This is a genomic window from Dellaglioa sp. CoH-55-MRSF-9 (assembly GCF_056782155.1).
Map to the genome: position 1 here is coordinate 74,694 of NZ_JBXAYG010000004.1, position 13,811 is coordinate 88,504.

General features: G+C 33.4%; 14 protein-coding genes. All 14 read left to right on the plus strand.

Annotated features, from left to right (window positions below; all coding sequences use genetic code 11):
• Positions 1-12: 12 nt before the first annotated feature.
• Positions 13-381: a DUF3397 family protein gene (locus AC1RPV_RS05545; RefSeq protein WP_409022362.1), complete on the plus strand. Its 369-nt coding sequence runs from the start codon at positions 13-15 to the stop codon at positions 379-381.
• A gap of 174 nt (positions 382-555) precedes the next feature.
• Positions 556-987 (plus strand): division/cell wall cluster transcriptional repressor MraZ, encoded by a 432-nt coding sequence (gene mraZ, locus AC1RPV_RS05550; protein ID WP_481761676.1) that lies wholly within the window; start codon positions 556-558, stop codon positions 985-987.
• 27 nt (positions 988-1,014) lie between these two features.
• Entirely contained in the window at positions 1,015-1,965 is a 951-nt protein-coding gene (rsmH, locus tag AC1RPV_RS05555) for a 16S rRNA (cytosine(1402)-N(4))-methyltransferase RsmH (protein WP_481761677.1), read from the plus strand.
• A 27-nt stretch (positions 1,966-1,992) separates the two neighbouring features.
• Entirely contained in the window at positions 1,993-2,361 is a 369-nt protein-coding gene (gene ftsL, locus AC1RPV_RS05560; protein WP_481761678.1) for a cell division protein FtsL, read from the plus strand.
• Positions 2,358-4,523 carry a penicillin-binding transpeptidase domain-containing protein gene (locus AC1RPV_RS05565; RefSeq protein WP_409022366.1) on the plus strand — a complete coding sequence of 722 codons (2,166 nt, stop codon included), beginning with the start codon at positions 2,358-2,360 and terminating at the stop codon, positions 4,521-4,523. The genes ftsL and AC1RPV_RS05565 overlap by 4 nt, the downstream gene beginning before the upstream one ends.
• Positions 4,524-4,539: 16 nt before the next feature.
• A complete protein-coding gene (locus tag AC1RPV_RS05570) occupies positions 4,540-6,012 on the plus strand; it encodes a UDP-N-acetylmuramoyl-L-alanyl-D-glutamate--2,6-diaminopimelate ligase (protein WP_481761679.1) in 1,473 nt (490 codons plus the stop codon).
• 21 nt (positions 6,013-6,033) lie between these two features.
• Positions 6,034-6,999: a phospho-N-acetylmuramoyl-pentapeptide-transferase gene (mraY, locus tag AC1RPV_RS05575; protein WP_409022368.1), complete on the plus strand. Its 966-nt coding sequence runs from the start codon at positions 6,034-6,036 to the stop codon at positions 6,997-6,999.
• 17 nt (positions 7,000-7,016) lie between these two features.
• The gene (murD, locus tag AC1RPV_RS05580) at positions 7,017-8,393 is read left to right on the plus strand and encodes a UDP-N-acetylmuramoyl-L-alanine--D-glutamate ligase (RefSeq protein WP_481761680.1); all 1,377 of its coding nucleotides are present in this window, start codon (positions 7,017-7,019) and stop codon (positions 8,391-8,393) included.
• A 1-nt stretch (position 8,394) separates the two neighbouring features.
• The gene (gene murG / locus AC1RPV_RS05585) at positions 8,395-9,495 is read left to right on the plus strand and encodes an undecaprenyldiphospho-muramoylpentapeptide beta-N-acetylglucosaminyltransferase (RefSeq protein WP_409022370.1); all 1,101 of its coding nucleotides are present in this window, start codon (positions 8,395-8,397) and stop codon (positions 9,493-9,495) included.
• A gap of 18 nt (positions 9,496-9,513) precedes the next feature.
• Complete coding sequence (locus AC1RPV_RS05590; protein ID WP_409022371.1) at positions 9,514-10,362, plus strand: cell division protein FtsQ/DivIB; 849 nt, start codon at positions 9,514-9,516, stop codon at positions 10,360-10,362.
• 120 nt (positions 10,363-10,482) lie between these two features.
• The gene (gene ftsA, locus AC1RPV_RS05595; RefSeq protein WP_481761681.1) at positions 10,483-11,799 is read left to right on the plus strand and encodes a cell division protein FtsA; all 1,317 of its coding nucleotides are present in this window, start codon (positions 10,483-10,485) and stop codon (positions 11,797-11,799) included.
• Between the two features lie 17 nt (positions 11,800-11,816).
• Entirely contained in the window at positions 11,817-13,049 is a 1,233-nt protein-coding gene (gene ftsZ / locus AC1RPV_RS05600; RefSeq protein WP_481761682.1) for a cell division protein FtsZ, read from the plus strand.
• Between the two features lie 32 nt (positions 13,050-13,081).
• Complete coding sequence (locus AC1RPV_RS05605) at positions 13,082-13,495, plus strand: cell division protein SepF (protein ID WP_481761683.1); 414 nt, start codon at positions 13,082-13,084, stop codon at positions 13,493-13,495.
• A gap of 21 nt (positions 13,496-13,516) precedes the next feature.
• Complete coding sequence (locus AC1RPV_RS05610; protein WP_409022375.1) at positions 13,517-13,810, plus strand: YggT family protein; 294 nt, start codon at positions 13,517-13,519, stop codon at positions 13,808-13,810.
• Position 13,811: the final 1 nt, after the last annotated feature.

A 13,811-nucleotide genomic window follows, 5' to 3' on the forward strand; every position in this document is an offset into this window, starting at 1 on the left:
AAGGGGTAATTTATGAAACTTTTACCATTTTTTGGAACTTGGTATGGGTCGATAATTTTAATATTTGGATATATTCTAATTTTAACTTTACTTAAACGTATTTTACGTAAAAATTGGCCTAAACGGTTGCAAATCATTGATTTTTTACCACCATTACTTCTTTTATTGACACATATTTTATCAGTACGAGAGTTTAATTTATCGATTACACCATTTATAATATTTTCTTGGTGCTTAATTGGTATTGCTAGTGCGCTTATGTATGCGTATCGAGATGGAGAATTAATTTATGCAAAATTTTTCAAGACCATTTGGAAAATTACTGATATTTATATGCTTGGATGGTACCTCTTAATGCTTCTCTTTTTAGTACTATTTTAAGGATATCGTCCTACATTTTTAATTATAAGTAATGTAAAAAACACTTAATCTAAAAAGGATTGAGTGTTTTTTTGTATATTATCATTTAAAATCATAATATTGGGGAATTCAGTGGTGGAATGTGGGGCATTGTGGTAAAATTTAAATAGTTACTATGAAGGGGGGCTGTACACAATGTTTATGGGCGAATTTAAACACACTTTAGATACTAAAGGTAGATTAATTATTCCAGCTAAATTTCGTGAGGAATTAGGTGAGAAATTTGTTATTACTCGAGGTATGGATGGTTGTTTATTCGGATATACACAAACAGAGTGGACACTCCTAGAAGAAAAGCTTAAAACACTCCCTTTAACAAAAAAAGATTCACGGGCTTTTGTAAGATTTTTATATTCTGCAGCTACAGAATGTGAATTTGATAAACAAGGCCGTATTAATATTCCAGTTCCTTTAAGAACACATGCTGATTTAGAAAAAAAATGTGTGCTAGTAGGTGTTTCAAACAGATTCGAAGTATGGAGTGAAGATCGATGGAATAGTTTTTCAGAGAGTGCATCAGAAAATTTTGATGAAATTGCAGAAAATATGATTGATTTTGGATTTTAAATAACACGTATGAAAGGGGATAAAACTATGACGACATTTGAACATGAAACAGTACTACTAAATGAAGCAGTAGATGGGTTGGCTATTAAACCAGATGGTATATATGTTGATTGTACTTTGGGTGGCGGTGGACATAGTGCCCTAATCCTGTCTCAACTAAGTACGGAGGGACATTTATATGCTTTTGACCAAGATCAAACAGCGATTACTTATAATGAAGGGCATTTAAAAAAATACATAGAAAATGGACAAGTTACGTTTATTAAACGCAATTTTAAAGATTTAAAAGCCGCGTTACTGGAACTTAATGTCACGGAAGTAGATGGTGTACTCTATGACTTAGGTGTATCATCCCCACAATTTGATGTCGCAGAACGAGGCTTCAGTTATCAGCACGATGCGCCGTTAGATATGAGGATGGATTTAAGTGCAGAATTAACAGCTAAAGAGATTGTTAATAATTGGACATATCAAGAACTTATTAGAATCTTTTTTAGATATGGTGAAGAAAAATTTGCAAAGTCAATTGCTCGTCAGATTGAAAATGCTAGAGAAAATGAAGAAATTGTTACAACTAGTCAATTAGTTGAATTAATTAAAATGGGTATTCCGGCTCGTGCAAGACGAACAGGTGGGCACCCTGCTAAAAAAGTTTTTCAAGCTATTCGAATTGCGGTTAATGATGAATTGGGTGTTTTAGAAGATTCATTAGAGCAAGCAATTGATTTAATTAATGTTAAGGGGCAAGTTAGCGTTATTACATTTCAGTCATTAGAAGATAGATTGGTCAAAACGATGTTTAAGGAACGAACAAGTTTACCAGAGTTACCACCGGGTTTACCTGTAATTCCAGATAATATTCAGCCAAATTATGCACTAGTTAATAAAAAGCCAATTTTACCATCAGAATTAGAATTACAGAATAATAGGCGTGCACATTCAGCAAAATTGAGAATTATAAAACGATTGAAAAAATAATATTTTATAATAAAGGGGTTACATATCATGGCACAAAATAGCACAGCACGACAAATGCCAAGAGAATATAAAGAAAATCCAAGACAACAACCTATACATAAAAAAACAGTGGGATCACAAAGTGTTGCATTTTCTAGAATTGAAAAATCATTATTTGGTTTAATTGGTGCAATTTCTTTGGTACTTATGCTTATGCTAGTTTCATCTCAGGTAGAGTTGTCTAATAGTAGTCAATTTTTACAAAATATTAACAGCGAAATAACAGCTATTCAAACTAAGAGTTCTGATTTGACACAAGAAGTGAACGAACTTGCCAGTAATGATCGATTAAATAGTATCGCTAATAAAAATGGTCTTAATTTAAGTGAGAGTAGAATAAGGAATGTAACGAAATGAATAATCAAAAGCAACGGATGATAAATGACATGAAAAAGAAACGTAGAAATAGGCAAAGGTTTGGTGTGCTACTAATCCTGGCCGTTTTAGCGATTCTTTTGATGTTTATCATTCGTTTTTCTTATATTGTAATAGGTGGAAAAGTTTCAGATGTTAATTTAAGTAGCCAAACACAGGCACTTTATGAAAATAGTCGAATTGATAAAGCAAATAGAGGAACCATTTATGATGATTCAAATCAACCGATTGCTGAAGATACAACAAACTACTCAATTTATGCAGTTCTATCAAAATCATATGTTGGTGCAAATAACAAAGCGTTATACGTTACTGATAAGAGTAAAGCTGCAAAAGTTATTAGTGATGCGATTGGAATGAAAGAATCTAAAGTTTACAATATTTTGAATGCAAAAAAAGGAACTTACCAAGTTGAATTTGGTAATTCTGGTAAAAACTTATCTTTGGAAACAAAAAACAAGATAGAATCAGCAGATTTAAAAGGTATTTATTTCACTGAAACACAAGCAAGATTATATCCAAATGGTGTTTTTGCATCACATTTAATTGGTGTGACAAAAAGCACTTCAAAAAAAGGTGATTCAACTTTATCTGGTGTAATGGGACTAGAATTAGCATTTAATAAACAATTAAGTGGAACAGACGGGTTAAAAAAGGTCCAAAAAGATAGTTATGGTTACCAACTACCAAACTCAAAGACAAAAACAAAAAAAGTTGAAAATGGAAATAATATTTATACAACCATTGATACAAAATTACAAACGTATCTTGAAACAACTCTAACTAACGTACAAAAAACATATAATCCTAAATCAATGAATGTTGTTATAATGAATGCTAAAAATGGAAAAATTTTGGCAGGAAGTCAACGGCCTACATTTAATGCAGATACCAAAAGTGGTATTTCAAAGATGTGGCGTAATACGCTAATTGAAGATAGTTATGAACCTGGCTCGACTATGAAAGTATTTACAATGGCAGCTGCTATTGAAAATAATGCCTACAATGAGAATGCCGTCTATAAATCAGGTGTTTTAAAAGTGGGAACTAAGATTGTTCCTGATTGGAATACATCTGGTTGGGGTTTAATCACTTATCGTGAAGGTTTCGCTCGTTCAAGTAATGTTGGTATGGCTAAGTTGGAACAAGCGATGGGGCATACTGCTTGGCTTAAATATATTAAAAAATTTGGTTTCCTGGAAAGTACAAATCTGGGATTAGCTAATGAAGCAAAAGGTAGTATTGAATTTCAATACCCAATTGAACAAGCAGATACAGCTTTTGGTCAAGGAATAAATGTGACAACTATGCAAATGATGCAAGGTTTTACGGCATTTGCAAACAACGGTAAGATGATCAAACCAACGCTTGTGGATAAAATTGTAGATCCTAATACTGGAAAAACAACGTATCAAGCTAAAACAACAAATTTAGGACAAGTTATTAAAAAATCAACGTCTAAAGAAGTATTAAGCATGATGCAAGATGTTATCTACAAAAATTATGGGACCGGTAATGCCTTTAAAATTGATGGTTACAAGATAGCTGCAAAAACAGGAACTGCCCAAATTTCGGATCCAAATGGAACTGGATATCTAACGGGTGATGCAAATTATGTCTTTTCAGTTGTAGGTATGGCGCCGGCCAAAGATCCAAAATATATTATGTATGTAACGATGAAACAACCACAAAATATGCAAGGTACCAGTGGTAATGCTATTTTGGCACAAATATTTAATCCATTGATGAAGAGGACTTTAGAAGAAGACAGTTCAACAGCGGTATCAACTGCAAAGACTAATGTAACAGTAGCAGACGTTACAAATAGTTCAACTTCATCAGCTAAAACAAAATTAAACGAACAAAATCTAGATATTGCAGTTATCGGACATGGCAGAACGGTAGCTAATCAGTATCCACCTGCTGGAACGACTGTATTATCCGGACGTAAAATATTGTTATTAACAAATGGTGAAATGATTATGCCTGATTTAACCGGTTGGTCAAAGAGTGATGCGGTGAATGCTGCAGAATTAATGAAACTAAACTTAACGACAACGGGTAGTGGTTATGTAGCAGCTCAAAGTATTAAGGCGAATACAGTTGTTAAAAAATCAACTATGGTGAAATTAACGTTAAAATAAAAAGGTGAATATAGATATGAGAGCAGATAAATTAATCCAAAGTTTAAAATTTAAACGAGTATCAACGGCGATTGATTCAGAGTTAGATATTAAGCTATTAACACAAGATACAAGAGAAGTTGTTGAAGATAGTCTATTTGTTGCTGTTGAAGGTTATACAGTTGATGGACATGATTTTGTGAATCAAGCGGTTGAAAAAGGTGCGAAGATTATTATTGCTCGTAAACCAGTTGATGTACCTGTTCCAGTCGTTTATGTCCAAGATACAAATCGTGCGATGGCAATTCTTGCCGATGCATTTTATGGCGTCCCAAGTCAGCAGATGAGAATGATTGGTGTTACTGGTACAAATGGTAAGACGACTGTTACACATTTGATTGAACAAATTTATCGTGACTTAAATCAAAAAACAGGTTTAATCGGTACAATGTATCGTAAAATAAATGATACACTGTATCCTTCGAATAATACAACTCCAGATGTTATTACATTGCAAAGAACTTTAGCACAAATGAAACAAGAAAAAGTTGAAACTGTTGCAATGGAAGTTTCTTCACATGCGTTAGTCTTAGGACGTGTATGGGGTATTGATTTTGATATCGCAGTTTTTACAAATTTGACACAAGATCATTTAGATTTTCATAAAACAATGGAAAATTATGCACATGCAAAAAGTATGTTATTTGCTCAGTTGGGTAATCATTATACTGAATCAGGCGACTCAAAAGTGGCTGTTTTAAATTTTGATGACCCAGTGGCTCGAACGTTTACTCAGTTTACTTCTGCTCAAATATTATCTTACGGTATCGAAAATGATGATGCCATGATTCAAGCTAAAAATATTGAAATTAAGAGTCATGGAACTGAGTTTGATTTAATTCTTTTTGGTGAAACAACTCATGTTACAATGCAATTAATCGGCTTGTTTAATGTTTATAATATGCTTGCTGCGTTTAGTGCCGCATATGCTGCTGGACTTGATGAAACACAAATTATTAAATCACTTGAAAAAGTGACTGGTGTTAAAGGTCGTTTTCAATTAGTGCCTTCTAAAACGGGTATCAGTGTAATTGTAGATTACGCGCACACACCAGATGGGTTATTAAATGTCTTAGAGACAATACAAGATTTTGCACAAAATAAAATTTATTGCATTGTTGGCTGCGGTGGTGATCGTGATAAAGGAAAACGTCCTAAAATGGCAAAAATTGCTGCTGACCATAGTGATTACCCAGTATTTACTATGGATAATCCTAGAACTGAAGATCCTAAGGAAATTATGGCAGACATGCTGACTGGAATTCCAGAAAATAGAGCAACTGTTATAATGGATCGACACGATGCAATTGCTCAAACAATAAAAAAGGCGCAACCAGGAGATGTTATTTTAATTGCTGGTAAAGGTCATGAAGATTATCAAATTCTTGGTCGAGAAAAAGTGCATTTTGACGATGTTGAAGAAGCATCGGGAGCATTAAATAAAAAATAAGAATTGAGTGAGGATAAGACAATGACTAAACCAGAAATGTTTATACCGTTGGTAAGTGGATTCGCATTAACGTTTATGTTTATGCCATTATTTATTGGCTATTTTAGAATACGTAAACAAGGGCAAATGATTAGAGAAGAAGGACCAAAATGGCATGAGAAAAAGTCTGGTACACCAACAATGGGTGGATTTGTCTTTAATATTGCTATTATTATTACTGCAATTTGGACAGGTATATGGGCTAATTCTATGACACCAGCGATGATGATTATGATTTTCATCTTATTTTTATATGCTATTTTAGGATTTTGGGATGACAGTATCAAATTATTCAAACGACAAAATGAAGGTTTAAAGCCTTGGCAAAAATTATTGGGTCAAATAGTTGGTGGATTAATCTTCACCGTCGTTTATGTCCATGAACATTTGCCACTTGCAATTAATGTCTTTGGTTTTGGTGAGGTCTCAATCGGTATTCTTTATGCTGTATTCATTATTATTTGGCTTGTTGGATTCTCTAATGCGGTTAATTTAACTGATGGAATTGACGGTCTTGTTTCAGGTCAATCAATTATTGCATTCGGTGCATATGCAGTTGTTGCGCAAGTACAACAACAAAAGGATGTACTTATTTTTTGTTTATCTGTCATTGGCGCATTAATTGCGTTCATTTGGTTTAATCATAAACCAGCTAAAGTTTTCATGGGAGATATGGGATCGTTAGCATTAGGTGGTGCATTAGCAACCGTTTCAATTTTATTACACCAAGAACTATCACTCATTTTTATTGGTATTATATTTGTTTGTGAGACGGCAAGTGTTATTTTACAAGTAGCTTCATTTAAATTAACAGGTAAACGCATATTCAAGATGAGCCCAATTCATCATCATTTTGAAATGAGTGGTTGGAATGAATGGAAAATTGATATTGTCTTTTGGACTATTGGGTTAATTGCTGCGATTTTAACGTTACTAGTCATTTTATAAAGGGAGATTTAATTGGAATGAAAAATATTACGAATTATCAAAATAAAAAGGTTCTAGTTGTAGGTTTAGCAAAGAGTGGCTTGAATGCAGCCAAACTTTTAAAAGATTTAGGCGCATTTGTGACTGTGAATGATCATAAAAATATTGATGATAACCCTGAAGCTAAAGAGCTTTTGGCTGAAGGAATCAAAGTGATTACGGGCGGACACCCACTCTCTTTACTAGATGAGGATTTTGAGTTAGTCGTAAAAAACCCTGGAATTCCATATACAAATTTACTTATTGAAAAGGCAATGGAAAAAGGTTTACCTATTATTACAGAACCAGAGCTTGCTTATGAAATTTCTGAAGCGCCAATGATCGGGGTTACAGGAACGAATGGTAAGACAACTACAACGACGCTGATTTCATTGATGTTAAATCAAGAAAGAAAGCAAGGACGTGCATTTGTCGCTGGAAATATTGGTGTTCCATCTGTTGCCGTAGCAAAAAAGGTAACCAAAAATGATATTATTGTAGCTGAATTATCAAGTTTTCAATTATGTGGCATTGATAAATTGAAACCAGAAATAGCCGTTATTACTAATATTTATGAGGCACATACGGATTACCATAAAACTCGAGAAAATTATGTGAAAGCAAAAATGAGAATAACTGAAAATCAAGATTCTAGTGATTTTCTTGTTGTCAATTGGGATTTAAAAGAACTTCGTGAACTAGCTAAAACAAGTTCTGCTAACATTGTGCCATTTTCTAGATTAGATGAAATTGAAACAGGGGCTTATGTAAAAGACGGAAATATTTACTATCAGAATGAATTCATTATGAAATCGGATGAAGTTAATATTCCTGGTGAACATAATATTGAAAATGCGCTTGCAGCTATCGTAACTGCTAAAATTAAAGGTGTAACAAATACTGCTATTCAAGAAGTATTATCGACATTTACAGGAGTACGCCACCGTACACAGTTTGTTAGCGCATGGCATAATCGCAAATTCTATAATGATTCAAAGGCAACTAATATTGAAGCAACTGAGATGGCTGTAAAAGGATTTTCGAATCCAATTATACTATTAGCTGGTGGATTAGATAGAGGATTTACGTTTGAAAAATTGGTGCCTGTACTTAAAGCACATGTAAAAGCAATGATTGTTTTCGGTGAAACAGCTGATTTAATGCGAAATGCTGGAGAAGCGGCAGGTATTACTCAAATTAAGCAAGTCACTGATGTTGTTGCAGCTGTTCCCGAAGCATATAAATTAAGTGATAACAATGATATTATATTGTTATCCCCAGCAGCAGCTAGTTGGGATCAATATCCTTCATTTGAAGTACGTGGTGACAAATATATTGAAGCGGTTGAAAAATTAATGCAAGTAGAGGATAAATAAAATGAAAATTATTGTTTCTGGTGGTGGCACTGGCGGGCATATTTACCCTGCGTTGGCCCTTATTGAAGCGCTAAAAGTAAAAGATCCAACGGCTGAATTTTTATATGTTGGGACTGAAAAAGGACTTGAGAGCCGAATCGTTCCAGATAATGGAATTCCATTTAAAACAATTAAAATTCAAGGATTTAAAAGATCGTTATCAGTAGAAAATATTAAGACAGTCCAACTATTTTTAAAAAGTGTGAAAGACGCAAAGAAAATGATTAAAGAATTTAAACCAGACATTGTTATTGGAACAGGCGGTTACGTATGTGGTGCAGTGGTTTATGCTGCTGCTCGATTACATATTCCAACTATTGTTCATGAACAAAATAGTGTTGCAGGTGTAACAAATAAATTTTTGAGCCACTTTGTTGATAAAGTAGCTATTTCTTTTGAATCAGTTGCAGATCAATTTCCTAAGAAAAAAGTTGTTTTCACAGGGAATCCCCGCGCACAACAGGTTGTAAATGAAACAGAAATTGAAGCATTATCGCAATATGGATTATTAGATGATGTACCAACGATGTTAGTTTTTGGTGGTTCAAGAGGAGCTGCGAAAATTAATCAAGCAATGGTTGAAGCAATTCCTGAATTAAATAAAAAACCATATCAAATTTTATTTGTTACAGGTAACGTTCACTACGATAAAATTATGAATGATTTAAACGGGATAGAATTAAATAAAAATATTGTGATAAAACCATATTTAAATAATATGCCTAATTTATTAAGCCATATTTCTGTCATTTTAGGACGTGCTGGTGCAACAAGTATAGCAGAAATAACTGCACTTGGATTACCATCTATTTTGGTGCCTAGCCCTTATGTTACAAATAATCATCAAGTAAAAAATGCAATGAGTCTAGTTGATAATAATGCAGCTAAGCTTATTACTGAGGATAAGTTAACGGGATCAAAATTGGTCATGGTTTCAGATGAAATGATGCTCAATACTGATGTGAGAAGACAGATGGCTAATAATTCACGTAAAATGGGTGTGCCCAATGCTGCAGATAATCTAATTAAGGTTATGGAAGATTTAATCAAAATTAAAGAATAAGTTAGGAGGCCAAATAAGATGTCAAAAAATAAATTCTTAAAAAGAAAAAAAGCTGAATTGACACCTTGGGAGGCCTTACAAGAGAAAAAAAAGAAGAAAAATAAACGATTCGATTTTTTTGGAAACCCCAAAACAATTAGTGACCGATTACCAAAATTAAAAAAATATCAACATCATGCCCTAAAACAAAAATTAATTATTATAATTGGTTCGTTTCTGATTATTGGTTTAATTGCACTATATTTTATTTCACCATTAAGTAAAATACAAAATATTAGTATTTCAGGTGAAAAAACAGTTTCAAAAGTACAAGTAGAAAATGCTAGTAATTTACACATTAATGATCCATTATCCCACGCGTTTTTTAGAAAAAAAGCTATTTTAAAGGATATAAAAAAAGAATTGCCACAGGTGAAGTCACTAACTGTTAGCCATAATAAATGGAATGGTGTTAAACTTTCTATTAATGAATATGATCTTGCAGGATATATTTATAAAAATAAAACATACTATCAATTATTTTTGAATGGGACAATTGGAAGTAAGAAATTTGACCAACCAGTGGGGAATTATCCTACGTATTCTAAGTTTAATCAAACAAATATATTGCAAAAAATGGTTAAACAATATAAAAAAATTCCGATGAAAATCAGAAATGGAATATCAGAAATCGATTATCAACCATCCAAAGTGAATAATCAGCGAATATATATATACATGAATGACAGAAATAAAATTATTGCTAATATTGATAATTTTGCCGATAAAATGGCTTTCTATCCAAGTATCTCATCTAAAATGAAGAAAAAAGGTGTCGTTGATTTAGAAGTGGGTGCATATTCTTATCCATATAATAAGAAAAGTTAACAAAGTTGGTATGGCCTATGGGATATCCTTTCTAAATCAGGTCTTAATGTGGTAAAATATGAGTACTATATCTTATAAAAAATAATATTAAAAGCAAGCTGTAAGGAGGTTCTTTTTCAGATGGGTAACGCAGGTATATATGTGGGGTTAGATATCGGTACGACATCAATTAAAGTTATCGTTTCTGAATACGTTAATGGTCAATTGAACGTAATTGGTATTGGTAATGAACGCTCACAAGGTTTGAATAGGGGAATTGTAGTCGATATTGATAAGGCTGTAATTTCAGTACAAAAAGCTATTAAACAAGCTGAAGAAAAAGCAAATATTCAGATTCACGAAGTACATGTTGGTATTCCTGCTAATTTATTACAAATTATTCCTTGTAACGGCATGATTGCCGTTTCAGATGAATCAAAAGAAATTACAAATGAAGATGTTGTGAATGTTGCGAGTGCAGCATTAGTTCAAAATTTACCACCAGAAAGAGATATCATTGATATTATTGCTGATGAATTTGTAGTTGATGGATTTGATGGCATTAAGGATCCTCGTGGTATGATTGGTGTGAGATTAGAAATGCATGGATCAGTTTATACTGGCCCAAAAACAATTATTCATAATTTAAAAAAATGTGTTGAAAATGCTGGGCTAACTATCAGAGAAACAATCGTGAACCCATTAGCACTTGCATCAGTTGCGATGTCAGATGGCGAAAGAGACTTTGGTACTGTACTTATTGATCTCGGTGGTGGTCAAACGACTGCTTCAGTGATTCATGATCATAAGTTGAAATTTACATACGTGGACCAAGAGGGTGGCGATTTTGTCACGAAAGATATCTCAGTGGTTCTTAATACATCTGTTGAAAATGCTGAAAAATTGAAACGCAATTATGGATTTGCTAATTCTGAGTTAGCATCAGAAGATGATGTTTTCCCAGTTGATGTTGTTGGACAAAGTGAGCCAATCAATATCTCTGAAAAATATTTAGCAGAGATTATTGAAGCAAGAATCTCTCAAATCTTAGATAAAATAAAAAGTTCATTAGATGCTATCAAGGCGTTAGAATTACCAGGTGGCGTTATCTTAACTGGTGGTCTTGCAGCTTTACCAGGAATTACAGAATTAGCATCAGAAATTTTGCAAGTTCAAGTTAAAACCTACGTCCCTGATCAAATGGGATTACGCTATCCTTCATTTGCACAAGCCTTAGGATTGATTAATTATGCAGTCGAGCAAGATGAAGTCACATTATTAGTGAAAAGTGCAATGGGACTTGATATTGATCAATTAAGTTATAGTATTGTTGAACCAGACAACGAAAAACCTAAGAAGCAAGAAGTAAAAAACAAAGTTAAAAAAACTAGAAAACCAAAAACATCAGGGGATCCATTAAAATCAGTTAAAAACTTTTTTAATGAATTTTTCGATTAAATAGGAGGAAGTAAGTAATGGAATTTTCTTTGGACTCAAGTGAAGATAAAGGCGCAGTAATAAAAGTAATTGGTGTCGGTGGCGCTGGTGGTAATGCTGTTAATCGTATGATTGATGAAAATGTTTCAGGTGTTGAGTTTATTGCATTAAATACTGATGTTCAGGCATTGGAAAGCTCAAAGGCAGAAATTAAAATTCAATTGGGTCCTAAATTGACTCGTGGATTAGGTGCTGGTGCAACTCCAGATATTGGTAGTAAAGCTGCACAAGAAAGTGAAGAAGCAATTATCGAAGCTATTGATGGCGCTGATATGATTTTCGTTACTGCTGGAATGGGTGGTGGAACAGGAACAGGAGCTGCTCCTGTTGTAGCTAAAATCGCTAAAGATCAAGGCATTTTAACAGTCGGAATTGTAACACGTCCATTTACATTTGAAGGACCTAAACGTAGCCGTTTTGCTGCTGAAGGAATAGCTAATCTGAGAGATCAAGTTGATACGTTAGTTGTTATTGCTAATAACCGTTTACTTGAAATCATTGACAAGAAGACACCGATGCTTGAAGCATTCCAAGAAACAGATAATGTTTTACGTCAAGGTGTTCAAGGTATTTCTGAATTAATTACATCACCCGGTTTAATTAATTTAGATTTTGCTGATGTTAAAACAGTGATGGCTGATCAAGGAACTGCATTAATGGGAATTGGATCTGCTACTGGTGAAAATAGAACTGCTGAAGCAACAAAAAAAGCAATTTCTTCGCCATTACTCGAAGTTTCAATTGATGGTGCAAAACAAGTTCTACTTAATATCACCGGTGGTGCTGATATGAGTCTTTTCGAAGCGCAAGAAGCTTCTGAAATTATTTCACAAGCTGCAACTGATGAAATTAATATTATTTTTGGAACGTCAATTAATGAAGACCTAGGTGATGAAATCGTCGTAACAGTTATTGCAACTGGTATTGATGATGTTAAAGAAGAAAAAAAAGCCACAGTTCGTACACGAACATTACCAAGAACTGATGCACCTAAAGCAACATTAGCTGAAAAGCAAGAAGATCGTTTTGACGATTGGGATATTATGCACCCATCAAGTCAACCTGAAGAAAAAAAATCAACAGAATTTGAAAATGTTGAAAAACCAAATTTTGATGTCTTTAAGAATGATATCAAAACTGATGATTTAGCAACAAATAATGATGATAGTTTAAGTACACCACCGTTTTTCAGAAAACGACGTAAAGATTAATTAAATGAATCAATGGGGAGGTTACGGATATTATGGCTTTTGAAAAAATTGGTCGTTTTTTTGGGTTAGCTGAAGAAGATGATTTTGAAAATGATGATTACCAAACCGAAGAGTCTATGCGGACTTCGTCATTGAATCAAAGTAATAAAGTCGTTTCGATAAATGGTAAATATAGTCAACCACAAAAAATTAATTTATTTGAACCTAGAATTTATTCTGATGTTAAGGATATTGCAACGCATTTAATGCAAAATCAAGCAATCGTCGTAAATTTTCAAAAAATGGATGAAGTTCAATCTAAACGGATTGTTGATTTCTTGTCCGGAACAATTTTTGCTATTAACGGAACAATTCAAAGAATTGGCGATAATATTTTTCTTTGTACACCAAACTCATTTACTGTTGAAGGAAATATGGCAGATAATATTTTTGAAAAATTCGAATAAAAGAAAAATCGAGGTATACAAATGATTGAGTTTATTACATTTCTAGCTAAAGTGATTACGTGGGCTTTTGATGCTTATGAGCTAGCAATTATCATTTACGTTTTAATGTCATGGTTTCCAGGCGCTTATAATACGCCGGTTGGCCATTTCTTAAGTAAAATTTGTCAACCATACCTTGCATTTTTTGACCGTTTTATCCCGGCAATTGGGGGTATTAGTTTTTCACCAATTATTGCGATAATCGCGCTAAGCTTCATCCAAAATGGGGTTATGGGACTTCTGACTACTTTGATTCGTCTTTATGTTGGAGGCTAAT